Origin of the sequence: Rhodococcus sp. M8, from assembly GCF_015654185.1 — a bacterium.
GTDB lineage: Bacteria > Actinomycetota > Actinomycetes > Mycobacteriales > Mycobacteriaceae > Rhodococcus > Rhodococcus aetherivorans.
Map to the genome: position 1 here is coordinate 4,526,242 of NZ_CP064065.1, position 24,490 is coordinate 4,550,731.

Sequence of the window (24,490 nt, forward strand, 5' to 3'; positions counted from 1 at the left end):
GTGGAGGGTCAGCGCGCGTGCCGGGGGCCCGGTGCCGGCTCCGCGTCGTGCTGCTGCGGCAGGACGGTACGGGCCTGCCTGAGCGAGTCGATGGTCTTCTCCGGGGCGCGCAGCTTGCGCACCCGCAGGTAGCCGATCAGGGCGAAGATCGCCGTGACCACGACCATGATGAGGAAGACGATCAGGAACGCCAGCCAGCGGGGCGTCCAGATGTCGATCAGTTCGGCGAGGAAGAAGAAGAAGAAGAACGAGCTGAACACCAGGACCGCGAAGGCCAGGATGAAGAACAGGCTGCCCTGCAGGCCCTTCTTCACCTCCCCGGTGACCTCGGCCTTGGCGAGTTCGACCTCGGCGCGGAACAGCGTCGAGACCTGTGCCGTGGCATCGCGGACCAGGTCTCCGATGCTCGCTTCCTGAGGAGTGCGGGCGCGCACCTCGGTCAGCGGAATGGACGAGATGCTCGTCGGTACCCCGTCACCCTGCTTCCGGTTCCCGTTCGTCACGCTCACTTGTCGACCCCTCCAGTTGGTTCGTATTGACTACGGTGGGCTCGCCCACGCCGTAACAGTAGCGTCGATCCCAGCACCGAGGCGATCAGTGACGTGACGAGGACGGACGCCTTCGCGATCTCCGCGGGCGCCCCGCCGTCGATACCGGCGAGCGAGAGGTCGGCGATGAGCAGGCTCACGGTGAATCCGATGCCGCCGAGCACGGCGAGCGCCAGCAGGTCCTGCCACGCCAGCCCGGTCGGCCTGGTGGCCACGCCCACGCGGATCGCGAGCCAGGACGCGCCGAAGATGCCGACGGTCTTGCCGATCAGCAGGCCCAGCAGGACGGACAGGCCCACCGGACTGGTGAACACGTCACCGAGGACCTCACCGTTGATGGGGACGCCGGAGGCGAACAGCGCGAACAGGGGCACACACAGGCCGGCGGACCAGGGCTGGATGTCGTGGGCGAGCCGTTCGGCCGGTGCCTGCCGCTCGCCCGGGTCGGTGCGGACGCGGGTGAGCAGGCCCAGCACGACGCCCGCGATGGTGGCGTGGATGCCGGCCCCGTGCATGCCGTACCAGGTGAGCAGCGCCAGTGGGACATACAGCCACGAGGTCGTGATCCGCTTGTGCTGGGCGTACCAGTAGGCGGCGGCGCACGCGACGGTCCCGAGCAGCCACAGTGCCGCGATGGACGTGGTGAACAGGACGGCGATCAATGCGATGCCGATGAGGTCGTCGACGACGGCGAGGCTGAGCAGGAATACGCGCGCGCCGGTGGGGATGCGGGAACCGGTGAGGGCGAGGACTCCGAGTGCGAAAGCGATGTCGGTGGCGACGGGAATCGCCCAGCCGCGGTCCATGCCCGGGCTGCCCCACCCGACCGCGGCGGCGATGAGCGCCGGGAGCAGCACGCCGCCGCACGCGGCGATGACCGGCAGCAGGGCTCTCTTACGGTCCGCCAGTTCACCGACGACCAGCTCGCGTTTGAGCTCGAGTCCGGCGACGAAGAAGAACACGGCGAGCAGGCCGTCCTGCGCCCAGGTGCCGACGGTGAGGTTCAGGTGCAGTGATTCCGGCCCGAGGGGGAAGTCGCGCAGCGCCTCGTAGGCGGGTCCGAGCGGGGAATTGACCCACAGCACGGCCACGGCGGCGGCGACCAGGAGGATCGCGCCACCGACGGTCTCGGTACGCAGGTACCGGGTGAGTTCCGAGCGCAGTGGCTGGTTCACGAAGGCCTTTCGATTCGCGAATTCGGGGTACGCGGGGAGCGCCGCCGAACGGGCGTCCCGGCGTATCCCGGCACGAATCGTAGCCGTCGCCGACCCGGACGACCGATGTCCGATTTGATTCGCTCGGGAAAGGAAGTGTTCACTTTCCTAGCAACTGGGATCGATTCCCATCATGTGATTCTCTGGAGCTGGTTTCGTGAGCACTTCCCTCGACAACACCGCCGGCCGGGACGGATCGCTGGTCGCGGGAGTACCGCGCAGCCGCATCATCGTCGCGAGCACCGTCGGCACCTCGATCGAGTTCTACGACTTCTACATCTATGCGACCGCCGCCGTGTCGGTGTTCCCGCACCTGTTCTTCCCGAAGGGCAACGGCACCACCGCCCTGCTCGCCTCGCTCGCGACGTTCGGCCTCGCGTTCGTCGCCCGGCCGGTCGGCTCGATCCTGTTCGGCCACTTCGGGGACCGCATCGGCCGCAAGGCCACCCTCGTCGGCTCGCTGCTGACGATGGGCATCGCGACGTTCCTCATCGGAATCCTGCCCACGTACCACCAGGTGGGACTGCTGGCCCCCGCACTGCTCGCACTGATGCGCTTCTGCCAGGGCCTCGGCCTCGGCGGCGAATGGAGCGGCGCGGCGCTGCTGGCCACCGAGACCGCCGAGAAGGGCAAGCGGGCCTGGGCCGCCATGTGGCCCCAGTTGGGCGCGCCGATCGGATTCTTCCTGGCCAACGGCCTGTTCCTGATCATCACGCTGTTCCTGAACCACGACAACGCCGACCCCGACCTGGGCAGCGCGTTCCTGACGTGGGGCTGGCGGATCCCGTTCCTGCTCAGCGCCGTGATGGTGATCATCGGCCTCTACGTGCGGCTCAAGCTGGAGGAGACCCCGGTGTTCGCCCAGGCCGTCGCCGAGGGCAAGAAGGTCAAGACGCCACTGGCCGAGGTGTTCAGGACGAGCTGGCGTCAGTTGATCATCGGCACGTTCGTGATGCTCGCGACGTACACCCTCTTCTACATCATGACGACCTGGGTGCTCAGCCACGGCACCGGCAAGACCCCCGCCCAGGGCGGCACCGGCGCCGGCTTCCAGTACTCGGACTTCCTGGTGCTCCAACTCGTCGCCGTGCTGTTCTTCGCGGCCGCGATCCCGGTGTCCGGTCGTCTCGCCGATCGCCACGGCCGCCGCATCACGCTGCTGGTCATCACCGGAACCATCATGGTGTTCGGCCTGACCTTCGGGATCCTGCTCGCCCCGGAGGGCATGAGCGAACCGCGCATGCTCCTGTTCCTGATCATCGGCATGATCCTCATGGGCTTCACCTTCGGCCCCATGAGCGCGGTGCTGCCCGAACTGTTCCCGACCAACGTGCGCTACACCGGTTCGGGCATCGCCTACAACGTCTCGAGCATCCTCGGCGCGGCCGTCGCCCCGTTCATCGCGACGTGGCTCGCCACCACCTACGGCGTCGGCTGGGTGGGTGTGTACCTGCTGGTGGCCGCCGCGCTGACCTTCGTCGCGCTGCTCGTGATGCACGAGACCAAGGACCGCCACCTCGAGGAGGTGTAGGGCCGCTTCGCGGCCGGTGCGTCCTTCGGGCGGCTACGACATCCCGAAGGACGCACCGGCAGCTCCGCTGCCTACTTGCCCTGGGCGCGGATCGCCTCGAAGACCTTCGGGTCGACCAGGGTGGAGGTGTCGCCGAGCTCGCGACCCTCGGCGACGTCGCGCAGCAGGCGGCGCATGATCTTGCCGGAGCGGGTCTTGGGCAGCTCCGGCACGACGGAGATCTGCCGGGGCTTGGCGATCGGGGAGATCTCGGTCGAGACCTGGTTGCGCAGTTCCGCGATCAGCGCATCGCCGGTGTTCTCCACGCCCTCGCGCAGGATGACGAACGCGACGATGCCCTGGCCGGTGGTCTCGTCGGCGGCACCGACGACGGCGGCCTCGGCGACGGCCGGGTGCCCGACGAGCGCGGACTCGACCTCCGAGGTCGAGATGCGGTGCCCGGAGACGTTCATGACGTCGTCGACGCGGCCGAGGACCCACAGGGCGCCGTCCTCGTCGTAGCGGGCGCCGTCACCGGCGAAGTACCAGCCCTCCTCGGCGTACCGGGACCAGTAGGTGTCCTTGTACCGGTCCATGTCGCCCCAGATGCCGCGCAGCATCGACGGCCACGGCTGATCGAGCACCAGGTAGCCGTTGCCGCCGGCCCCCAGCGGCACGGCGTTGTCGTCGACGATCTTGGCGGAGATGCCGGGCAGCGGCGCCATCGCCGAGCCCGGCTTGGTGGCGGTGATCCCCGGCAGCGGAGAGATCATGATCGCCCCGGTCTCGGTCTGCCACCAGGTGTCGACGATCGGGGCCTGGCCGGCGCCGATCACCTCCCGGAACCAGCGCCACGCCTCGGGGTTGATCGGCTCGCCGACCGAGCCCAGCAGCCGGATCGAGGACAGGTCGTGCGCGTCGGGGATGTCCCGGCCCCACTTCATGAAGGTGCGGATCAGGGTCGGGGCGGTGTAGTAGATGCTCACCCCGTACTTGGCGATGATCTCGAAGTGCCGGTGCTCGTTCGGCGAGTTCGGGGTGCCCTCGTAGACGACCTGGGTCGCGCCGTTGCTCAGCGGCCCGTACACGATGTAGCTGTGCCCGGTGACCCAGCCGATGTCGGCGGTGCACCAGTACACGTCGCGGCCGGGCTTGTGGTCGAACACGTAGTGGTGGGTGTAGGAGGCCTGCGTCAGGTAGCCCCCGGAGGTGTGGATGATGCCCTTGGGCTTACCGGTGGTGCCCGAGGTGTAGAGGATGAACAGGGGATGTTCGGCGTCGAACGGCTGGGCCTCGTGCTCGGCGGAGGCCTTGTCCACCGTCTCGTGCCACCACAGGTCGCGTCCGTCGGTCCAGTCGACGTCGATGCCGGTGCGCTTGACCACCAGCACGTGCTGCACCGACGCCGCATCGGCGACAGCTTCGTCGGCGGCCGGCTTGAGCGGGGCGGCCTGACCGCGGCGCCACTGCCCGTCGACGGTGACGACGAGTTTGGCCTGCGCGTCGTCGATGCGCGAGCGCAGCGCGTGCGAGGAGAACCCGGCGAAGACCACCGAGTGGGTCAGGCCGAGGCGGGCGCAAGCCAGCATCGCCACGATCGCCTCGGGGATCATCGGCATGTAGATCGCGACCCGGTCGCCGGCGACCAGGCCCAGGTTGGTGAAGGTGTTCGCCGCCTTGCACACCTCGGCGAGCAGATCGTTGTAGGTCAGCGCGCGCGAATCGCCGGGCTCGCCCTCGAAGTGGATGGCGACGCGGTCGCCGTTGCCGGCGAGGACATGCCGGTCGACGCAGTTGTAGGCGACGTTGAGCTGCCCGCCGACGAACCACTTCGCCACCGGCGCGTCGGACCAGTCCAGCACCTCGGACCACTCGGTGGCCCAGTCCAGCCGGCGGGCCTGCGTCGCCCAGAATCCGAGCCGGTCGGCGTCTGCGGCGGCCTGCAACTCGGGACCTGCGTTGGCGGTGGCGACGAACTCGGGGCTCGGTGGGTACACCTGCTGTTCGTGGTCCTGCGCTGCGCTCGTCATGGTTGCGGGGCCTCTTTCCGGTCGGTCCAAACAGTTCGGGCACCTGTGAGGGTAGTCACCTGTGACCGACATCGCACCGTTGCATCCGGCTGCAACCTGGTCACTTTCGACGATCGGTCGGTCCCGCGCGACGGGCGGTCGGCCTCCGCGGCCAGTGGAACCGCGGGCGCGGGTGGTCGGCAACAGCCGGTACCGTCGGATGCCGTGACCGACCCCTTGCAGCCCCTGCTCGACCTGCCCGGAGTGCGCGATGCCGCGGACCGGGCGCGCGATGCTCTCGCCGAGGTGCACCGGCACAGGACCAACCGGCGCGGCTGGCCGAACACCGCCGCCGAGGCGTCGGTTCGGGCGGCCCGGGCCTCCGCCGCGCTCGACGGCGGATCGATGGAGCTGCCGCCGCCGGGGGAGGCGGGTGATCCGATCCTGGCCGGTGCGCTGCGGGTGGCGCAGGCGCTCGACGGCGACGGCCTGGCCGTCATGGTGTCCACCTGGCAGCGCGCGCCCCTGCAGGCCCTTGCGCGCCTGCACCTGCTCGCGGCGGCCGACCTCGTCGACGAGTCGGAGGCGCTGGGCCGGCCTCGCACGGAACCGGGCGTGGGGGAGCGCCTCGACGCGCTCGCCCAGTTGGTGACCGGAGGCACCCGGGCGCCGGCGCCGGTGCTGGCCGCGGTGGTGCACGGCGAGCTGGCGGTGCTGCGCCCGTTCGGTGTCGCCGACGGCGTGATCGCCCGGGCGGCGTCCCGCCTCGTGTCGGTCGCGAGCGGGCTGGACGTGCACAATCTCGGTGTTCCCGAGGTGAGCTGGATGCGTCGCGCCCAGGCCTACCGCGACGGGCTCGCGGGCTTCGAGTCGGGCACCGCGGAGGGCGTCGGGGGTTGGATCGTCTTCTGCTGCGGCGGGCTGGAAGCGGGCGCGCGTGAGGCGACATCGATCGCGGACGCCTTCGCCGGAGGATGATCCGGAGCGCGAATCGTCAAGCGTGTCACCGATTTTCATGCAGGTGACCACATGTAAGCGGGCGACGTCGCCGAATGACTTCGGTGGCGTCGCCCGCCGGCACGGACTGCCGAGTTACCAAGCGTGCTGCATGGGTTGTGTGTCACTGGCCTCGGCGAGGGTTCGGATATCGCTGGTTCGTCCTCGCAACGGGTGCGGGGTGTTCGCCTTCGAAGACCCGAATCTCGCAAGCCCACAACACTTTTGCCCTTATAGTGGCATCGGCTCCGCGTGGGTGCTCGGTGTCCGTGCTGGGAATTCCGGTCGGGAGATCGAACCTTCTCTTCCGATTCGCTCTTGGCCTTCCGTCCTTCCGTAACTCCTTTCTACTCCCGGTCTCCGAGGGGGGCAAGACCCATTTTCGGGACCGTCACCCGCGCGCCGCGAACCCTGGCCGGTGCCGCCGGCGCAGCGCGAGGTACGTCGCCGCGCCCGCCGCCACCGCGCCCGCCGTGATCGCGGCCGTCGCGGCGACGGCGGCCGGCGGCGTCGCGGTGAGACGATGCAGGAGCGGCACAGGACGCGTGAAAGTAAGTATCGGCCAACCCTTTTCGAGGGATTCTCGACGCAGTACCCGATCCGGGTTCACCGCGCGCGGATGGCCCACGGCCCGCAGCATCGGAATGTCCGTCGACGAGTCGGAGTACGCGTAGCAACGTGCGAGATCGTAACCGTACTGCAGCGCCAGTGCCTGTATCGCCTCCGCCTTGGCCTCGCCGTAGCAGTAGAATTCCAGCTCTCCGGCGTAGCGGCCCTCCTCGATCCGCATCCGGCTGGCGGTGCTGTGCGTCGCCCCCAGTGCCGCCGCGATGGGAGTGACCACCTCCTCCCCGGACGCGGACACGATGATCACGTCGTGCCCGCGGAGCTTGTGGTCCGCGATGAGATCGGCGGCCTCGGCGAAGACCAGAGGATCCACGATATCGTGCAGCGTCTCGGCGACGATCGACTTGATCTGCTCGACATCCCAGCCCGTGCACATCGCCGCGATGTGGGCCCGCATGCGCTCCACCTGATCGTGGTCGGCCCCGGACAGCATGAACAGGAACTGGGCATAGCTGCTCTTCAGCACCGCCCGCCGGTTGAGGAGTCCCTGGGCGAAGAACGGCTTGCTGAAGGCGAGTGCGCTGGACTTCGCGATGACGGTCTTGTCGAGGTCGAAGAAGGCGGCGATTCGGCCGGACTGGGTCGGGGCCACGGTCGCGTCGGTCACGGCACCACAATAGGTGTGACTGCTCCTTCCCGGTACGCCCTACGCTCCGGCCGGTCGTCCGGCCCCTCCACCTGCGCAAAACGCGCGACGGTCGAACCTGCACACTGCGTGAAATGCGCGACGGTTGAACTTGCAAATATCGGGTCGGGGCGTAGTATCGACGACACCTGGACATAGTCCAGGGGGTGTTCAGCCCGACCCCCCGGGGCTGAACATGACGACCCTCGCCTCCTCCCCCCCTGGCGAGGGTCGTCCTCTGTTCCGGGACCTTTCGGAGCCCGGCGCGTTCATCCACAGGCAGCGCGTTCATCCACAGATTCGCCGTTTCCCCCGGCAGCTACTTCCGGGGGAACCGGCCACCGCGCAAGCTGGGCGCCATGACCGATGTCCTGGCCCTCGTCGACGATCCCGCGCTGATGGCGAGCCTGCGTCGCGTGGCGGCCGCCTCCGACCGCACCGTCGGTGAGTCGGTGACGACACCGTCGCGCAGAACCTGGCTCGACGCCGGACTCGTCGTGATCGACCGCACCGCGGCCCTGGCATGCGCGCAGCAGCTCCCCCGGCGGGGCGGAATCGTCCTGGTCACCGCCGGCGGCGCCGACCTCCCCGATTGGCAGGCGGCCACCGCGGTCGGCGCCGAACACGTGGTGGGGCTGCCCGACGACGAGGTCGAACTGCTCACCGTGCTCGGCACGGCCGCCGAACCCGACGCGGGCGGCGGCCACGTCGTCGCTGTCCTCGGCGGCTGCGGCGGCGCCGGCGCGTCCACGTTCGCAGCCGCCCTGGCATGGACGGTCGCCGCCTTCCGGCGCAGTGCGGGAGCCCTCCTCGTCGACGGCGACCCCCTGGGCGGGGGACTGGACGTCCTCACCGGAATCGAGGACCGGCCGGGTGTCCGCTGGCCCGGTCTCACCGTCGATCGTGGCCGGCTCTCCGCCCGGACCCTGCGCGATGCGGTGCCCGAATGGCTGCCGGGACTCGGCGTGCTGTCCGCAGATCGCGAGTCCGCCGCAGAGCCGGCGCCCGCCGCGGTCACCGCCGTGCTCGACACCGTCCGCCGCTCCGGCGACCTGGTGGTGTGCGACGTGCCCCGCAGCCGCGGGCCCGCCGCCGAGGCGATGGTGGCCGCCGCCGACCTGACCGTGCTGGTGGTGCCCGCCCGCGTCCGCGCCGCCCTCGCCGCGGGGCGGGTCGCCGGCTGGGTCGCCGAACAGAACACCAATCAGGGCATCGTCGTGCGCGGCCCGGCCCCCGGCGGGTTGCGCGGCCGGGACGTTGCCGACGTGGTGGGGCTGCCGCTGATCACCACGATGCGCGCGCAGCCCGGGCTCGCCGCGGCGCTCGAACGCGGCGGACTGCGGCTCGGACGGCGCTCTCCACTCGTCCACGCCGCCGAGTCCGTCCTCGACGTGCTGACCGGACCCGAACCGGGCTCGCGGTGGGCGGCATGAGCGCCGTCCTCACCGCCGAGCTGCTCGACCGGGTCCGCGAACGGCTCGCGACCGAGGCCGGCGAACCCACGCCGGACCGCGTCGCCGCCGCGCTGCGTGCGGAGTCCGGCGGGGTTCTCGGCGACTTCGACCTACTCACGGCCCTGCGGCACCTGCAGACCGAGCTCTCCGGCGCCGGCCCGCTCGAAGCGCTGCTCGCCGAGCCCGGCGTCACCGACGTCCTCGTCACCGCCCCGGACCGGGTCTGGGTCGACCGCGGCGCCGGGCTGCGGCTCGCTCCCGTCGCCTTCCCCGACGAGGCGTCGGTGCGGCGACTCGCCCAGCGCCTCGCGCTGTTCGCCGGACGGCGACTCGACGACGCGCAGCCGTGGGTCGACGGCCGGCTGCCCGGGCACGGCGATTTCGGGGTGCGCCTGCACGCCGTCCTCGCACCCGTCGCGCAGGGCGGCACCTGCCTGTCGCTGCGCGTGCTGCGGCCCGCCACCCAGGGGCTCGACGCGCTGCGTGATCGCGGCGCCGTCGATCCGCACGCCTATCGGCTGCTGCGACGGATCGTCGCCGCCCGGCTCGCCTTCCTCGTCGTCGGGGGCACCGGGGCAGGCAAGACCACCCTGCTCGCGGCACTGCTCGGCACGGTGGACCCGGGCGAGCGGATCGTGTGCGTCGAGGACGCCGCCGAGCTCGCTCCCGCCCATCCCCACGTCGTGCGGCTCGTCGCCCGGGCCGCCAACGTCGAAGGCGTCGGTGAGGTCGCGGTGCGCGACCTCGTGCGGCAGGCGCTGCGGATGCGGCCCGACCGCATCGTCGTCGGCGAGGTGCGCGGCGCCGAGGTCGTCGATCTTCTGACGGCACTGAACACCGGTCACGACGGCGGCGCGGGCACGGTGCATGCCAACTCGCCGGACGAGGTGCCGGCGCGGCTCGAAGCGCTCGCCGCACTCGGCGGCCTGGACCGGGCCGCCCTGCACAGCCAGCTCGTCGCGGCGGTGCAGGTGGTTCTGCACGTGCACCGCACCCCCGACGGGACCCGCCGGCTGACGGAGATCGGTGTCGTGCAGCGGGACACCGTGTCGGGTGTCGTCGTCGCGCCCGCGTGGACCCACGAGCGCGGCACGGAGGCCGGCATGGACCGACTCGAAGAGCTCTTCCGCCGACGGGAACCGCGGTGACCGCGGCGGCCCTGTGCCTGGCCGCGGCCGTGCTGGTGGCGCCGGGTGCGGTCGCCACGCCGCGGCTGCGGGCACTGCGCACGACGGTCGCCGCCGGACGGTCGTGGCGGCCGCCGCAGGAGGTGACGGTCGGGCTGTGCGTCCTCCCGGCGCTGCTGCTCGGCGTCGCGCCCGCCGTCGCGGCGGCGGTCGTCGCCGGCACCGCCGTGCGACGGCTGCGGCGACGGCGCCGGGACCGCGCACTCGACGCCGAGCAGCGGACCCTGCTCGCCGGGCTCGAAACCGTTGTCGCCGAGCTCGAGGTGGGCACCCATCCGGCCGAGGCGTGCGCGACGGCGGCGCGGGAGACGACCGGGCCGACTGCCGACGCCTTCCGCGTCGCGGCGGCGCGGGTCCGGCTCGGCGGCAGCGCGGCCGACGGCCTGCGTGCCGCGGCCCGCGCGCCGGGACAGCCGGGGCTCGCCGCGTCGCTCGAGCGGCTCGCCGCGGCCTGGGAGGTGTCGGACCGGCACGGGCTGGCGCTGGCGCAACTCCTCACGGCCGCGCGCTCGGATCTGTCCGGCCGCATGCGGCTGCGCTCGCGCACCGAGGCGGGACTGGCGGGGGCCCGCGCGACGGCGACGGTGCTCGCGGCCCTTCCGGCGCTCGGTGTGGCGCTGGGGCAGATGATGGGGGCCGCGCCGGTGACGGTGCTGCTCGGCGACGGTCTCGGTGGTGTGTTGCTGGTGGTGGGCACCGTGCTGGCGTGCGCCGGACTGCTGTGGACCGATCGGATCGCGACGCGGGTGGCATCGTGACGGCGTCGCTGGTGTGCCTTGCCGTGGCGCTCGTGATCCTGCCGGACCTGCAGGCGCGACGGTTGCAGGCCCTCGCCGCCGGGGCCGCGACGTCCGGCGGAGCGGCCGACTCCGGCGGTGCGCCGGACGACCCCCATGCCGTGCCCGCCGCGTTCGACCTGATGGCCGCCTGCCTGCGTGCCGGCCTGCCGACGGCGACGGCGGCCCGGACGGTCGCCGACTCGGCGCCGCCGGCCCTCGCACGGGCCCTGCGTCGGGGCGCGGACCGGCTCGAGCTCGGGGCCGCCCCGACGGACGCGTGGAGCGGTCTCGGGGACGCGACCTCGGACGGCTCCGGCGCCGAGACGGAGGCGCTGGAGGCCTTCGCCCGCGCGGCGCGGCGATCGGCGCGGTCCGGTGCCCCGCTGTCGGGCATCGTCGCCGAGGTGGCGGAGCGACAGCGCGAACAGGCGGAGGACCGGGCGGCTGCGGCCGTCGAGCGTGCCGGGGTCCTGGTCAGCGGCCCGCTCGGGCTGTGTTTCCTGCCGGCGTTCGTATGCCTGGGCATCGTGCCCGTCGTGATCGGGCTCGCGGGACGCGTGCTCGGCGACGGGCTGTTGTGAGACGTCGGCGCGGACGGTCCGCGCCGAAGGAGGGGAGGAACCATGGTAGGCAACGTGATTCGGGTGGCGGCGCAGCGGCTGAGCGGTGCCGTCGCGGCGGAGGACGGCATGTCCACCGCGGAGTACGCGATCGGCACGATCGCCGCGGCGGCGTTCGGTGCCGTGCTGTACACGGTGGTCACCGGCGACAACATCGTCACCGCGCTCACCGGCATCGTCGAGCGCGCGCTGAACACGGCGGTGTGAGCGGGGACGACGGCGGGGTGACCGTCGAGGCGGCGATCGCCCTCACCACGCTGGTGAGTGTTCTCGTGCTGTGTCTCGGTGCGGTGCTGTGTGTTTCGAATCAGCTCCGGTGTCAGGACGCGGCGCGGGAGGCCGCCCGGCTCGCGGCTCGCGGCGACGGGGTGCGAGCGGTGGAGGTGGCGGCGCGGGTCGCTCCGGAGGGCGCACGGATCTCCGTGCGCCCCGACGGTGACCTCGTCGTGGCGACGGTGACGGCGGACGGTCCGCTGCTGCCGATGGTGACGCTCACGGCGGAGGCGGTATCCGTGATCGAACCGGAAGTGGCGCAGTGATATTCGGGGACGACCGGGGTAGTGCGAGCGTGCTGGGGTGTTTCGTCGCGGTCGCGCTGATCGTGGTCACCGGGCTGCTCGTGCAGACGGGTGCGGGGGTCGCGACGCGGCACCGGGCGCAGGCGGCGGCCGACCTGGCGGCCCTGGCGGTGGCCGGGGCGCTCGATCGCGGATCGGACACCGCATGCTCGGAGGCGGACCGGATCGCGGCGCGGATGCGGGTGCAGGTGCGCTCGTGCACCGTCGACGGCTGGGACGCCGTCGTCGAGGTCGGGGCCGAGGTGTCGCTGCCGGCTGGGCGGCAGGCCCGGGCGATCGCGCGGGCGGGGCCGGCCGGGTGAGGCGCGAGGTCAGGCGAGGGTGTCGAGCACCGCGCCCAGCAACGCGACCGCGCCGGCCTTGTCGAGCGGGTCGTTGCCGTTGCCGCACTTGGGGGAGTACACGCACGACGGGCAACCGGCGGCGCATTCGCAGGCCGTCACGGCCGCGCGGGTTGCACCGAGCCACTCGGCGATGCGCGCGTACCCGCGGTCGGCGAAACCGGCGCCCCCGGGATGCCCGTCGTAGACGAAGACGGTGGGCAGCCCGGTGTCCGGGTGCACCGCGGTGGACACGCCGCCGATGTCCCAGCGGTCGCACGTCGCCACGAGCGGCAGCAGGCCGATGGCGGCGTGCTCGGCGGCGTGCAGCGCGCCGGGTACCCGTTCCGGTCCGATCCCGCACCGGTCGAGCAGTTCGGGGGTGACGGTGTACATCACCGCGCGCGTCGGCAGGCACTGGGACGGCATGTCGAGGTCGGTGCTGTCGAGCACCTCACCGGACGGCAGCCGTCGCAGGTACGAGACCACCTGGTGGGTCACCTCGACCTCGACGAGGCCTACGGTCACCGGCCCGAGCGAGCGTTCCTCCGCCACGGCGGTCACGACGATGTCGGTGATCTCCCGCGCGGAGGTGGACCATTCGGGGTCCTCGGCGTGCACGAGCGCGATCCCGTCGTCGAGGTGCAACTCGTCGACGACGAACGACTCGCCGCGGTGCAGGTACACCGCTCCCGGATGCACGGTCGCCGGTGCACGACCGCCGTCGACGGTGCCGAGCATCCGTCCGGTGTCCGACTCGACGATGGCGATCTGGGTGCCGATGCCGCCGCGGATGTCGATGTCGGAGTGGGGACGGGTGTCCGGGGTGACGAACCAGCCGTGCGGGCGCCGCCGGATCGCTCCCTGCGCGGCCAGGGCGGCGAGCACGTCGGCCGCACCGAACTCCTCGACCTCGGCGTCGGTGAGCGGCAGCTCGAGCGCGGCGCACAGCAGTTGCGGGCCGAGCACGTACGGATTGGTGGGATCGGTGACCGTCGCCTCGACGGGCTTGTCGAGCAGCGCCGCCGGATGGTGCACGAGGTAGGTGTCGAGCGGATCGTCGCGGGCGACGAGCACGACCAGCGATCCCGCACCGCGGCGCCCGGCTCGGCCGGCCTGCTGCCAGAACGACGCGACGGTGCCCGGGAATCCGGCGACGACGACGGCGTCCAGGCCGGCGATGTCCATGCCGAGTTCCAGGGCGTTGGTGCTGGCGGCACCGAGCAGCCGGCCGTCCGCCAGGGCCGCCTCGAGCTCGCGGCGCTCCTCGGCGAGGTAGCCGGCGCGGTAGGCGGCGACCCGATCGACGAGCTCGGGGGCGGCCTCGGCGAGCAGCCGCTGCGCACCGAGAGCGGTGAGTTCGGCACCGCGCCGGGACCGCACGAAGGCGAGGGTGCGGGCACCCTCGACGACGAGGTCGGCGAGGATGCGGGCGGCCTCGGTTCCGGCGGCGCGGCGCACGGGGGCACCGTTCTCGCCGGTCACCTGCTCGAGCAGCGGCGGCTCCCACAACGCGACGGTGCGAGGTCCGTGCGGGGAGCCGTCCTCGGTCACCTCCCGGCAGGGCGCGCCGACGAGCCGGGACGCCGCGGCGCCGGGGTCGGCGGTCGTGGCGGAGGCGAGGACGAAGACCGGCCGGGCGCCGTAGCGCGCGGCGATCCGCCGCAGCCGGCGCAGCACCAGGGCCACGTTGGAGCCGAAGACGCCGCGATAGGAGTGACACTCGTCGACCACCACGTAGCGCAGCCGGCGGAAGAACCGGGACCAGCGGGCGTGCCCGGGCAGCATCGACATGTGCAGCATGTCGGGGTTGGTGAAGATCCACCGTGAGTGGCTGCGCGCCCACTGCCGCAGTTCGGTGGAGGTGTCGCCGTCGTAGGCGCACGCGTGCACGTGACCGAGTTCGGGCTCGGCGGCGGTCACCTCGGTGACGGCGCGCAACTGGTCCGCGCAGAGCGCCTTCGTGGGGGAGAGGTACAGCGCGGTGGCGTGCGGGTCCTCGGCGAGGGCGGTGAGCACGGGCAGCTGGTAGGCGAGGGACTTGCCCGAGGCGGTGCCGGTGGAGACGACGACGTGCTCCCCGCCGGCGGCGAGGTCGGCGGCCTCTGTCTGGTGGCTCCACGGCCGGGGCACGCCGGTGGCGCGCAGAGCCCGGACGACGGCGTCGGACGCCCAGTCCGGCCAGTCGGTGTGGCGAACGTCGCGGGCGGGCAGGTCCGCGCTGTGGGTGAGGGGATGTTCCGAGGCCGGCGTGCCGGCAAGCACCCGTTCGAGCAGTTCGTGGCCGAAGCTCGACGGCCCGTCGCCGACGGGACGGCGGTGCGGCGAGCTGGTCACACTGGGTACTCCGGAGGATGCGGTCGGGATGGGTAACCAGCGTAGTAGGCCATCGCTCCCGGCGTTCGGTCGGTGTCCGGTCGCGCGCGGGGTAACATCGACGTAACCGTACCGGCGAGTAATCCTACCGCCGGCATATACAAGATCAAATTTTCGGGCGAATTGTGCGCCCGCCTACTGTTGTCTGCGCCCGGAACGTGGTTCACTGACATCGGTCGCAGCTTCTGTGTTCGGTGACTTGAGAAAGTGCACGGCTCGCAGGATCGATGGTTGCGAGCGCGGTGCTTTGCTCTTCCTGTGGGGGGATCAAGAAGTACAGCGGTCGGAACCGGCCCGGCGGCTCGCTCGCCCGCGAACCGCCGCATCCGGTGTTAGAAAGAGAAGGAAAAGCATGGCACAGGGCACTGTGAAGTGGTTCAACGCGGAGAAGGGCTTCGGCTTCATCGCTCCCGAGGACGGCTCCGCCGATGTTTTCGTCCACTACTCGGAGATCCAGGGCAGCGGCTTCCGCACCCTGGAGGAGAACCAGCGCGTGGAGTTCGAGGTCGGCCAGGGCACCAAGGGCCCGCAGGCCACCGGCGTTCGCGCGCTCTGATCGTCGACGCTCCTGCCGGAGCCTGACGTGACTCGGTCCGCAGGGACCGAATCCTCGATCGTCCCCCGTCACCATCGGTGAGGGGGGACGATCTGTTTCTGCGGCAGGTAGCGGAGGAAGGGCGGGTGAGTGAGCCAACTGTCGTTCTTCGGGGCCGAGGAGATGCCCCCGGACCCGACCGACCTCGGCGGCCTGCTGGCCGCGCACGGCCACGCGGTGGTCTCCGGTGACGGCGCACGGATCTCCGTGGTCGTGGACGAGCCGTGGCGGGCGGAGGCGATCGCGGAGCTGATGGCGCAGGCCGCGCTGTCCCCGGAGGTCACCCGGACGGACGAGGGACACCCCCTGGTGCGCACCGCCGCCCTACCGGAACTCGTCCCGGTGGCGGCCGCATGGACACGGGGTGCGGTGAAGGCGGTGCCGGCGGGATGGGTGCCGGGCTCGCGAGCCCTGCGGGCGTGGGTGCTCGCGGCCGGCCGCGCCGAGGCCGAGGGCGAGCGCTACGTGCTGGGGCTGGATCCGCATGCCCCGGACACCCACCCGGTGCTGGCCCAGTCGCTGATGCGCGCCGGGATCGCGCCGACGCTGATCGGCACGCGCGGCGCCGCACCGGGCCTGCGGGTGTCCGGGCGACGCAGGTTGATGCGTCTCGTCGAGAACATCGGGGCGCCGCCGGACGACCCCCGCGCGCGGCAGATCTGGCCGCGCGTGCGGTAGGCGCCGCATCACAGGTGACAGGCCTTCCGTCGCAGGTGTGCGACCCTGTGTATGGCCGCGTCCGGGGAACGGGTCGGTATACATGTCGGGGAGAAGCACGACATGTCAGCGAACAGGGAAGGTGCGGGCAGCGCTGTGGCAGCACGGGACAACAGCACGTCGAACGGCTCGTCGGGCACGCGTCGGCTCGTGATCGTCGAGTCCCCGACCAAGGCGAAGAAGATCGCGCCCTACCTGGGCCGGGACTACGTCGTCGAGGCCTCCGTCGGGCACATCCGTGACCTGCCGCGCGGTGCCGCCGACGTGCCGGCCAAGTACAAGGGCGAGTCGTGGGCCCGGCTCGGCGTGAACGTCGACCACGGCTTCGAGCCGCTGTACGTCGTCAGTCCCGAGAAGAAGTCCAAGGTCACCGAACTGAAGGGGCTGCTGAAGGACGCGGACGAGCTGTACCTCGCGACCGACCCCGACCGTGAGGGCGAGGCCATCGCCTGGCACCTGCTCGAGACCCTCAAGCCGAAGGTCCCGGTCCGCCGGATGGTGTTCCACGAGATCACCGAGCCGGCCATCCGGGCCGCCGCGGAACACACCCGCGACCTCGACAACAACCTCGTCGACGCCCAGGAGACCCGCCGCATCCTCGACCGCCTCTACGGCTACGAGGTCAGCCCGGTGCTGTGGAAGAAGGTCATGCCGCGGTTGTCGGCGGGCCGCGTGCAGTCCGTCGCCACTCGGGTCATCGTGCAGCGCGAACGCGAGCGCATGGCCTTCCGGTCCGCGACGTACTGGGACATCGCCGCCACGCTCGACGCCGGCGCCGACGCGAGCCCCCGCTCGTTCGGGGCCCGGCTCGTCGGTGTCGACGGCGCCCGCGTCGCGGCCGGCCGCGACTTCGGACCCGACGGGCAGCTCAAGTCCACCGGCGTCGTCGTGCTCGACGAGGCGTATGCGCGACGGCTCGCCGAGGCCCTGCACGGTGTCGACCTGACGGTGACGTCGGTCGAGAGCAAGCCGTACACCCGCAAGCCGTACGCGCCGTTCATGACGTCGACCCTGCAGCAGGAGGCGGGCCGCAAGCTGCGGTTCTCGTCAGAGCGCACGATGCGCATCGCGCAGCGCCTGTACGAGAACGGCTACATCACGTACATGCGTACCGACTCGACGACCCTGTCCGAGAGCGCGATCTCCGCCGCCCGGGCGCAGGCCACCGAGTTGTACGGCGCGCAGTACGTGCACGCCACCCCGCGGCAGTTCACCCGCAAGGTGAAGAACGCGCAGGAGGCACACGAGGCGATCCGTCCGGCCGGCGACGTGTTCGCCACGCCCGGCGAGCTGCACTCGCGCCTCGACACCGACGAGTACCGGCTCTACGAGCTCATCTGGCAGCGCACCGTCGCCTCCCAGATGGCCGACGCGCGGGGCACCACCCTGACGCTGCGCATCACCGGCACCGCCGCGAGCGGCGAGGAGTGCACGTTCTCCTCGTCGGGCCGCACCATCACCTTCCCGGGCTTCCTCAAGGCGTACGTCGAGAGCGTCGACGAGGAGGCCGGCGGCCAGTCCGACGACGCCGAGTCCCGGCTGCCCAACCTGTCCGAGGGACAGCGCGTCACCGCGACCGAGCTCGATCCGGACGGCCACTCGACCAACCCGCCGGCCCGCTACACCGAGGCCAGCCTGATCAAGGCGCTCGAAGATCTCGGCATCGGCCGGCCGTCGACGTACGCGTCGATCATCAAGACCATCCTCGACCGCGGCTACGTCTACAAGCGTGGCAGCGCCCTGGTCCCGTCGTGGGTGGCGTTCGCGGTCATCGGGCTGCTCGAGGCGCACTTCGGACGCCTCGTCGACTACGGCTTCACCGCCGCCATGGAGGACGACCTCGACGAGATCGCGGGCGGCCACGAGCAGCGCACCGACTGGCTGACGAGCTTCTACTTCGGTGGTGCCCACGGCGCCGAGAACTCGGTGGCGCGCGAGGGCGGCCTGAAGAAGATGGTCGGAGAGAACCTCGAGGACATCGACGCCCGCGAGATCAACTCGATCCGGCTGTTCGACGACGCCGAGGGCCGGGAGATCCACGTGCGCGTCGGCCGGTTCGGCCCCTATCTCGAGCGGATGGTCCCCAATCCCGACTCCCCCGACGGGGAACCGGTCTCCCAGCGGGCGAACCTGCCAGACGACCTGCCGCCGGACGAGCTGACGCTCGAGTACGCGGAGAAGCTGTTCTCGACCCCGCAGGAGGGCCGGGTCCTCGGCGTCGACCCGGCCAGCGGCAACGAGATCGTCGCGCGGGAGGGCCGCTTCGGTCCGTACGTGACCGAGCTGCTGCGCGAACCGGAGCCGGAGCCGGAACCGGACATCACGCCCATCCCGGTCGAGGAGGCACCCTCGGCGGGCGGCACCGCGACTGGTGGTGGCACGGCCACCGTGACGAAGACGGCCGCGAAGAAGGCCGCGAAGAAGGCGCCGGCGAAGAAGGCCGCCAAGAAGGCGGCCGGCCCCATGCCGCGCACGGCCTCGCTGCTCAAGTCGATGGAACTGTCGACGGTGACGCTCGAGGACGCCCTGCGGCTGCTGTCGCTGCCGCGGGTGGTCGGGGTCGACCCCGCGACGGGCGAGGAGATCACCGCCCAGAACGGCCGCTACGGGCCGTACCTGAAGAAGGGCACCGACTCGCGGTCGCTGGCCGACGAGGAGCAGATGTTCACCGTCACCCTCGAGGAGGCGCTGAAGATCTACTCCGAGCCCAAGCGCCGCGGTCGGCAGGCCGCCGCCACGCCGCCGCTGCGGGAGCTGGGCACCGACCCGGTCAGTGGCAGCCCGATGGTGATCAAGGACGGTCGCTTCGGCCCGTACGTCACGGACGGCGAGACCAACGCCAGCCTCCGCAAGGGCGACGAGGTCGACACCATCACCGACGAACGCGCCTCCGAGCTGCTCGCGGATCGTCGCGCCCGGGGCCCGGCTAAGAAGACCGCGAAGAAGACCGCGGCCAAGAAGGCTCCGGCCAAGAAGACGGCGGCCAAGAAGACCGCGGCAAAGAAGACGACCGCGAAGAAGGCCGCCGCGAAGAAGGAGTGACCCTCCCAGGTGCGGCGGCCTATCCTCGCCGTGTGTACCGCGAGGCGGCGTCCGGCATACCCGGCGTGCTCGTGTGGACGGCGACGAGGACCGCGGGTACGGCCGGAACGTCCGTGCTGCCCGACGGCTGCACGGACCTGATCTGGCACGAGGACGGCTTCCTCGTTGCCGGACCGGATACCCGCGCCCAGTTCTCCGACCTGGGCACCCGCCGGGACCTGACTGCGGTGCGGTTCGGTCCCGGGGTGGGGCCGGCGGTGCTCGGGGTGGACGCGGCCGAGCTGCGCGACGCGCGCGTACCGCTGGACCGCATCCGGCCCGAGGCGTACGTGCGTCGCCTGGTGTCGGCCGCGGAGTCCGACCCGCTCGGTGCGCTCCTGCACGAGACGCGGCGCCGCCTGGACGGCGTCGACCGCAGCGTCGAGACGGGCATCGCGTCGCAGCTCGGCGCCGGAGCGTCCGTCGCCGAGGTGGCGACGTCGATGGGTTGGAGTGCGCGGCGGTTGCACCGGCACGCGCTGCGGGTCTACGGCTACGGTCCGAAGACGCTGGCGCGCGTGCTGCGATTCCGTCGCGCGGTCGGTCTCGCGCGCGCCGGCCGGTCGTTCTCCGACGTCGCGGCCGAGTGCGGTTTCAGCGACCAGGCCCACCTCGCACGGGAGGTACGCGCCCTCTCCGGCGTTACGCTCGGCGCGCTCGTTCGCTGAGCGGTCACGCGGGCAAGGCCGCGAACAGTTCGATGCTGTGCCCGTCGGGATCGTGCACGCTCGCATACCGCTGCTTCCAGAACGCGTCCCACGGTTCGAGCACGCTCGTGCATCCCGCCTCCAGCAGGTCGCGGTACGTCGCGTCCACATCCGCTGGTGAACCACAGTCGAACGCGAGTGCAGGACCACCGGTGCCCGGCCGGAAGCCCGGATGGAAGGTCCGGACCGACCCGAGGGTGTCCCACGCCAGGCGGAGCCCGCCCGGCAGCGTCGTCTCGTAGTGCGGTTCGTCGGAGCCGGCGGGCAGGTCCAGCCCGAGGCGGCGATAGCAGTCGAAGGAACGGGTCATGTCGGCGACGACGAGCCCGACCAGCGCGAGTTGTGCAGTCATGAGGGTGACGCTAGGCCGCCGCGACGTCGCCGTCTTGAAGGTTTCGGACGGCCGACGCACCGGCCGCGTCGGAGCCGGTCGCTACGCTGAGGCCATGCCCGGTGTCTTCGAACGTCTCGTCGGCCAGCGCGACGTGGAGACCGAACTGACCGCCGCGGCCACCGCCGCCCGCGGGGGCGGAGCCGGTTCTCGGATGACGCACTCGTGGCTGTTCACCGGGCCCCCCGGCTCCGGGCGGTCGATCGCCGCCCTCTGCTTCGCCGCCGCCCTGCAGTGCACCGACCCCGCGGCACCGGGCTGCGGTCACTGCCACGCGTGCAGCACCACCATGGCCGGCACCCACGGCGACGTCCGTCGGGTGATCCCCGAGGGGCTCACGATCAGCGTCAAGGCGATGCGCGACATCGTCCGGACCGCCTCGCGTCGCCCGAGTACCGGGCAGTGGCAGGTCGTGGTGATCGAGGACGCGGACCGGCTCACCGAGGGCGCCGCGAACGCGCTGCTCAAGGTCGTCGAGGAACCGCCCGAACGCACGGTGTTCCTGCTGTGCGCGCCGTCGATCGATCCGCAGGACATCTCCGTGACCCTGCGCTCGCGATGCCGGCACGTCGCACTCGTCACGCCCAGCCCGGACGCGATCGCCCGGGTCCTGCGCGAACGCGACGGGCTCGACGCCGAGACCGCGAGCTGGGCGGCGTCGATCAGCGGCGGCCACGTCGGCCGTGCCCGGCGTCTGGCCACCGACGAGTCCGCCCGCGCCAGCCGGCGGCGTGCGCTGGATCTGGCCGAAGCCGTGCTCCGCCCCGCGACCACGTACACCGCCGCGGACGAGCTGGTCCAGCGTGCCGAGGCCGAGGCGAAGGAGATCAGCGTCGCGCGCGACGAGCGCGAGACCGAGGAACTCCGGACGGCTCTCGGCGCCGGTGGCACCGGTAAGGGCGCCGCCGGGGCGCTCCGCGGTGCGGCCGGCGTCCTCAAGGACCTCGAACGCACCCAGAAGTCCAGGCGCACGCGGACCGAGCGCGACATCATGGACCGCGCCCTCATCGATCTGGCCGGTCTCTACCGGGATGCGCTGGCACGTTCCCTGGGCGCTTCCGGCACCGCCAACCATCCCGACATGGCCGAGCGTGCCTCCGACCTGGCTTCGCGGGCCCGGCCGGAGGCGTTGCTGACCTGCATCGAGGCGATCCTCGAATGCCGTGAGGTTCTCGCACAGAACGTCAAACCGCGCTTCGCGGTGGCCGCCATGGCGGCCCGGCTGAGCTCGGCATTCCGGTAGGCGGCGAGGGGTGGTTTGCATTGGACAGGGGGGTAGGCGCTAAACTCGTGCGCGCCGTCAGGCACGCTGCCTTAGCTCAGTCGGTAGAGCATTTCACTCGTAATGAAAAGGTCGCGAGTTCGATTCTCGCAGGCAGCTCGGAGCGACGAAGGCCCTTCACCCGGAAGACGGGTGGAGGGCCTTCGTCGACCGGGGGACCCTTCCGGTCCGCTCGCCCACGACGAAGTCGCCCGCCGGCGCCCTCCGTGCCGGATGATGGCACGTGTGCTTCTGGAAATTTTCTCGATCGTTCTGATCGTCGGCGCCCTGGTCGTTCTCATCCCCACCGCGATGCGCGTGTTCCGCCGGCGCGACGACGACCACTAGGTCGGTCTTCGCCGCTCGGCACCCCGCTCGGGCGGCGCCCCCTCAGTACACTCGACTTATGAGTGAGTCGTTGAAAGAGCGGGTGCGAGCGAAGATTCTGCGCCAGCGCGGCGAAGACGGCGGGCGCCCTCTCGGTGACGCCGAAGGGGACAACCCCCGGCTCATCGACATCGACCTCGACCTGGCGCTGCTGGAGCAGGCCGCCGAGGGCGATGCCGTCGTGGAGGAGCTGGCCGTGAAGTACTGGGTGCCCTGACTCGGTGCAGAAAAGCGGTCTGACCAGGCGATTTGGTGAGAGCGCAATGTTCACGTAACTTATTCCAGGTCAGAGCGACACGGACACCGACCCGGCCCGCAGGGGCCCGGGACAACGAGGTTGGACGCAGGCGCCTGATTGTTCGGTTCGGAATCTTCTGGTAGGGTTCTGGGCCGTTGCCGATCCCACCGAGCGCGTCGGGTTTGTTTTCGCCGGGTGGTGTGGGTAGGCTGGAACGGTTGCCCCGGAACGCCGCGGACCTCGGTTCGTGGGGTGATGGTGTGTGCGTGTTCTTTGAGAACTCAACAGTGTGCCGATGAATGTCAGTGCCAAAATATTTTTGGTGCGACCGCCTCTCTTTTCCGGGGGTGGTTGTTGCTGGCTGCCGCATTCTTCCGTCTGTGGTGGTCAGTGTTTTTTGCTGGTTTGAGTTTTTTGCTGGTGATTTGGCTCGATGTCTATGACTGATCGGCCCTTCGGGGTTTGATTGTGAGTCTTCAACGGAGAGTTTGATCCTGGCTCAGGACGAACGCTGGCGGCGTGCTTAACACATGCAAGTCGAACGATGAAGCCCAGCTTGCTGGGTGGATTAGTGGCGAACGGGTGAGTAACACGTGGGTGATCTGCCCTGCACTTCGGGATAAGCCTGGGAAACTGGGTCTAATACCGGATAGGACCGGCGGCCGCATGGCTGTCGGTGGAAAGGTTTTCCGGTGCAGGATGGGCCCGCGGCCTATCAGCTTGTTGGTGGGGTAACGGCCCACCAAGGCGACGACGGGTAGCCGGCCTGAGAGGGCGACCGGCCACACTGGGACTGAGACACGGCCCAGACTCCTACGGGAGGCAGCAGTGGGGAATATTGCACAATGGGCGCAAGCCTGATGCAGCGACGCCGCGTGAGGGATGACGGCCTTCGGGTTGTAAACCTCTTTCAGTACCGACGAAGCGCGAGTGACGGTAGGTACAGAAGAAGCACCGGCCAACTACGTGCCAGCAGCCGCGGTAATACGTAGGGTGCGAGCGTTGTCCGGAATTACTGGGCGTAAAGAGCTCGTAGGCGGTTTGTCGCGTCGTCTGTGAAAACCCGCAGCTCAACTGCGGGCTTGCAGGCGATACGGGCAGACTTGAGTACTGCAGGGGAGACTGGAATTCCTGGTGTAGCGGTGAAATGCGCAGATATCAGGAGGAACACCGGTGGCGAAGGCGGGTCTCTGGGCAGTAACTGACGCTGAGGAGCGAAAGCGTGGGTAGCGAACAGGATTAGATACCCTGGTAGTCCACGCCGTAAACGGTGGGCGCTAGGTGTGGGTTTCCTTCCACGGGATCCGTGCCGTAGCTAACGCATTAAGCGCCCCGCCTGGGGAGTACGGCCGCAAGGCTAAAACTCAAAGGAATTGACGGGGGCCCGCACAAGCGGCGGAGCATGTGGATTAATTCGATGCAACGCGAAGAACCTTACCTGGGTTTGACATACACCGGACCGCCCCAGAGATGGGGTTTCCCTTGTGGTCGGTGTACAGGTGGTGCATGGCTGTCGTCAGCTCGTGTCGTGAGATGTTGGGTTAAGTCCCGCAACGAGCGCAACCCTTGTCCTGTGTTGCCAGCAATTCGGTTGGGGACTCGCAGGAGACTGCCGGGGTCAACTCGGAGGAAGGTGGGGACGACGTCAAGTCATCATGCCCCTTATGTCCAGGGCTTCACACATGCTACAATGGCCGGTACAGAGGGCTGCGATACCGCGAGGTGGAGCGAATCCCTTAAAGCCGGTCTCAGTTCGGATCGGGGTCTGCAACTCGACCCCGTGAAGTCGGAGTCGCTAGTAATCGCAGATCAGCAACGCTGCGGTGAATACGTTCCCGGGCCTTGTACACACCGCCCGTCACGTCATGAAAGTCGGTAACACCCGAAGCCGGTGGCCTAACCCCTCGTGGGAGGGAGCCGTCGAAGGTGGGATCGGCGATTGGGACGAAGTCGTAACAAGGTAGCCGTACCGGAAGGTGCGGCTGGATCACCTCCTTTCTAAGGAGCAACTCCCGTCGGTGGGTCACACAGGTGACTCCGCCACGGGCAGAGCCATTTCGGATTCACACGTAATCCGGTGGTGCTCATGGGTGGAACGCTGACAGCTACTTCTCGTCCGGGTCCCGTTTCTGTGCGGGATCCGAGGAGTTATATCGGTGCACTGTTGGGTCCTGAGAGAACACGCGAGTGTTTTGTCAGCGACGATGATCGGGAACGAAGGGGTTGTTTCTTCTTCCGGTACCGGTTGTTGTGTGTTGTTTGAGAACTGC

At 70.3% G+C, this 24,490-nt stretch carries 21 protein-coding genes, 1 tRNA gene and 1 rRNA gene; 17 read left to right on the top strand and 6 right to left on the bottom strand.

Annotated features, from left to right (window positions below):
- Nucleotides 1–8: 8 nt before the first annotated feature.
- Together ISO16_RS20520 and nhaA are read right to left on the bottom strand one after the other, a co-directional pair.
- A complete protein-coding gene (locus ISO16_RS20520) occupies nt 9–509 on the bottom strand; it encodes a phage holin family protein (protein ID WP_006945547.1) in 501 nt (166 codons plus the stop codon).
- Nucleotides 506–1,723 carry a Na+/H+ antiporter NhaA gene (gene nhaA / locus ISO16_RS20525; protein WP_072634180.1) on the bottom strand — a complete coding sequence of 406 codons (1,218 nt, stop codon included), beginning with the start codon at nt 1,721–1,723 and terminating at the stop codon, nt 506–508. The genes ISO16_RS20520 and nhaA overlap by 4 nt, the downstream gene beginning before the upstream one ends.
- A gap of 196 nt (nt 1,724–1,919) precedes the next feature.
- Between nhaA and ISO16_RS20530 the strand changes: the two genes are divergently transcribed.
- The gene (locus ISO16_RS20530; RefSeq protein WP_006945544.1) at nt 1,920–3,293 is read left to right on the top strand and encodes an MFS transporter; all 1,374 of its coding nucleotides are present in this window, start codon (nt 1,920–1,922) and stop codon (nt 3,291–3,293) included.
- Nucleotides 3,294–3,364: 71 nt separating this feature from the next.
- Here the strand turns inward: ISO16_RS20530 and acs are convergent, their stop codons facing one another.
- The gene (gene acs / locus ISO16_RS20535) at nt 3,365–5,302 is read right to left on the bottom strand and encodes an acetate--CoA ligase (protein WP_195886173.1); all 1,938 of its coding nucleotides are present in this window, start codon (nt 5,300–5,302) and stop codon (nt 3,365–3,367) included.
- 204 nt (nt 5,303–5,506) lie between these two features.
- Here acs and ISO16_RS20540 point away from each other — a divergent pair, with 204 nt between their 5' ends.
- Nucleotides 5,507–6,259 (top strand): hypothetical protein, encoded by a 753-nt coding sequence (locus ISO16_RS20540; protein WP_029547219.1) that lies wholly within the window; start codon nt 5,507–5,509, stop codon nt 6,257–6,259.
- A 409-nt stretch (nt 6,260–6,668) separates the two neighbouring features.
- Here the strand turns inward: ISO16_RS20540 and ISO16_RS20545 are convergent, their stop codons facing one another.
- Complete coding sequence (locus tag ISO16_RS20545) at nt 6,669–7,511, bottom strand: HAD-IB family hydrolase (RefSeq protein ID WP_072634203.1); 843 nt, start codon at nt 7,509–7,511, stop codon at nt 6,669–6,671.
- A 377-nt stretch (nt 7,512–7,888) separates the two neighbouring features.
- Here ISO16_RS20545 and ssd point away from each other — a divergent pair, with 377 nt between their 5' ends.
- From ssd to ISO16_RS20580, 7 genes are read left to right on the top strand one after another with little or no spacing between them, the layout of a single operon-like run.
- On the top strand, nt 7,889–8,962 hold the full coding sequence (gene ssd, locus ISO16_RS20550) for a septum site-determining protein Ssd (protein ID WP_072634204.1): 1,074 nt from the start codon (nt 7,889–7,891) through the stop codon (nt 8,960–8,962).
- On the top strand, nt 8,959–10,131 hold the full coding sequence (locus ISO16_RS20555; RefSeq protein ID WP_050036261.1) for a TadA family conjugal transfer-associated ATPase: 1,173 nt from the start codon (nt 8,959–8,961) through the stop codon (nt 10,129–10,131). The genes ssd and ISO16_RS20555 overlap by 4 nt, the downstream gene beginning before the upstream one ends.
- A complete protein-coding gene (locus tag ISO16_RS20560; protein ID WP_072634205.1) occupies nt 10,128–10,928 on the top strand; it encodes a type II secretion system F family protein in 801 nt (266 codons plus the stop codon). The genes ISO16_RS20555 and ISO16_RS20560 overlap by 4 nt, the downstream gene beginning before the upstream one ends.
- Complete coding sequence (locus ISO16_RS20565) at nt 10,892–11,530, top strand: type II secretion system F family protein (protein WP_072634206.1); 639 nt, start codon at nt 10,892–10,894, stop codon at nt 11,528–11,530. The genes ISO16_RS20560 and ISO16_RS20565 overlap by 37 nt, the downstream gene beginning before the upstream one ends.
- A 42-nt stretch (nt 11,531–11,572) precedes the next feature.
- Complete coding sequence (locus ISO16_RS20570) at nt 11,573–11,776, top strand: DUF4244 domain-containing protein (RefSeq protein WP_072634207.1); 204 nt, start codon at nt 11,573–11,575, stop codon at nt 11,774–11,776.
- 17 nt (nt 11,777–11,793) lie between these two features.
- On the top strand, nt 11,794–12,108 hold the full coding sequence (locus ISO16_RS20575; protein WP_072634213.1) for a TadE family type IV pilus minor pilin: 315 nt from the start codon (nt 11,794–11,796) through the stop codon (nt 12,106–12,108).
- The gene (locus tag ISO16_RS20580; RefSeq protein ID WP_072634208.1) at nt 12,105–12,449 is read left to right on the top strand and encodes an Rv3654c family TadE-like protein; all 345 of its coding nucleotides are present in this window, start codon (nt 12,105–12,107) and stop codon (nt 12,447–12,449) included. Before ISO16_RS20575 ends, ISO16_RS20580 begins: the two co-directional genes overlap by 4 nt.
- Before the next feature lie 9 nt (nt 12,450–12,458).
- Here the strand turns inward: ISO16_RS20580 and ISO16_RS20585 are convergent, their stop codons facing one another.
- Nucleotides 12,459–14,804 carry a DEAD/DEAH box helicase gene (locus ISO16_RS20585; RefSeq protein WP_072634209.1) on the bottom strand — a complete coding sequence of 782 codons (2,346 nt, stop codon included), beginning with the start codon at nt 14,802–14,804 and terminating at the stop codon, nt 12,459–12,461.
- Nucleotides 14,805–15,195: 391 nt separating this feature from the next.
- Here ISO16_RS20585 and ISO16_RS20590 point away from each other — a divergent pair, with 391 nt between their 5' ends.
- From ISO16_RS20590 to ISO16_RS20605, 4 genes are all read left to right on the top strand, one after another.
- The gene (locus tag ISO16_RS20590) at nt 15,196–15,399 is read left to right on the top strand and encodes a cold-shock protein (RefSeq protein WP_003935252.1); all 204 of its coding nucleotides are present in this window, start codon (nt 15,196–15,198) and stop codon (nt 15,397–15,399) included.
- Between the two features lie 129 nt (nt 15,400–15,528).
- A complete protein-coding gene (locus ISO16_RS20595; protein WP_006941359.1) occupies nt 15,529–16,116 on the top strand; it encodes a hypothetical protein in 588 nt (195 codons plus the stop codon).
- 135 nt (nt 16,117–16,251) lie between these two features.
- Nucleotides 16,252–19,197 carry a type I DNA topoisomerase gene (gene topA, locus ISO16_RS20600; RefSeq protein ID WP_195886174.1) on the top strand — a complete coding sequence of 982 codons (2,946 nt, stop codon included), beginning with the start codon at nt 16,252–16,254 and terminating at the stop codon, nt 19,195–19,197.
- Between the two features lie 32 nt (nt 19,198–19,229).
- Entirely contained in the window at nt 19,230–19,904 is a 675-nt protein-coding gene (locus ISO16_RS20605) for a helix-turn-helix domain-containing protein (protein ID WP_072634211.1), read from the top strand.
- Nucleotides 19,905–19,908: 4 nt separating this feature from the next.
- Here ISO16_RS20605 and ISO16_RS20610 read toward each other — a convergent pair whose 3' ends face one another.
- Nucleotides 19,909–20,295: a VOC family protein gene (locus tag ISO16_RS20610; protein ID WP_072634212.1), complete on the bottom strand. Its 387-nt coding sequence runs from the start codon at nt 20,293–20,295 to the stop codon at nt 19,909–19,911.
- Between the two features lie 94 nt (nt 20,296–20,389).
- Here ISO16_RS20610 and ISO16_RS20615 point away from each other — a divergent pair, with 94 nt between their 5' ends.
- The 4 genes from ISO16_RS20615 to ISO16_RS20630 all read left to right on the top strand — a co-directional run bounded on the left by ISO16_RS20615 (nt 20,390) and on the right by ISO16_RS20630 (nt 24,218).
- Nucleotides 20,390–21,577 carry a DNA polymerase III subunit delta' gene (locus ISO16_RS20615; RefSeq protein ID WP_029547228.1) on the top strand — a complete coding sequence of 396 codons (1,188 nt, stop codon included), beginning with the start codon at nt 20,390–20,392 and terminating at the stop codon, nt 21,575–21,577.
- Between the two features lie 65 nt (nt 21,578–21,642).
- Nucleotides 21,643–21,715: transfer RNA gene (locus ISO16_RS20620), tRNA-Thr, on the top strand.
- A 286-nt stretch (nt 21,716–22,001) separates the two neighbouring features.
- Nucleotides 22,002–22,199 carry a hypothetical protein gene (locus ISO16_RS20625; protein ID WP_029547229.1) on the top strand — a complete coding sequence of 66 codons (198 nt, stop codon included), beginning with the start codon at nt 22,002–22,004 and terminating at the stop codon, nt 22,197–22,199.
- Nucleotides 22,200–22,696: 497 nt separating this feature from the next.
- Nucleotides 22,697–24,218, top strand: a 16S ribosomal RNA gene (locus ISO16_RS20630).
- Nucleotides 24,219–24,490: the final 272 nt, after the last annotated feature.

What these genes read in the sequence shown, in the direction of transcription:
- acs (WP_195886173.1), bottom strand. Translation starts at nt 5,302, where the DNA reads ATGACGAGCGCAGCGCAGGACCACGAACAGCAGGTGTACCCACCGAGC.
- ssd (WP_072634204.1), top strand. Translation starts at nt 7,889, where the DNA reads ATGACCGATGTCCTGGCCCTCGTCGACGATCCCGCGCTGATGGCGAGC.
- ISO16_RS20555 (WP_050036261.1), top strand. Translation starts at nt 8,959, where the DNA reads ATGAGCGCCGTCCTCACCGCCGAGCTGCTCGACCGGGTCCGCGAACGG.
- ISO16_RS20570 (WP_072634207.1), top strand. Translation starts at nt 11,573, where the DNA reads ATGGTAGGCAACGTGATTCGGGTGGCGGCGCAGCGGCTGAGCGGTGCC.
- ISO16_RS20590 (WP_003935252.1), top strand. Translation starts at nt 15,196, where the DNA reads ATGGCACAGGGCACTGTGAAGTGGTTCAACGCGGAGAAGGGCTTCGGC.
- ISO16_RS20610 (WP_072634212.1), bottom strand. Translation starts at nt 20,295, where the DNA reads ATGACTGCACAACTCGCGCTGGTCGGGCTCGTCGTCGCCGACATGACC.
- ISO16_RS20615 (WP_029547228.1), top strand. Translation starts at nt 20,390, where the DNA reads ATGCCCGGTGTCTTCGAACGTCTCGTCGGCCAGCGCGACGTGGAGACC.
- ISO16_RS20625 (WP_029547229.1), top strand. Translation starts at nt 22,002, where the DNA reads ATGAGTGAGTCGTTGAAAGAGCGGGTGCGAGCGAAGATTCTGCGCCAG.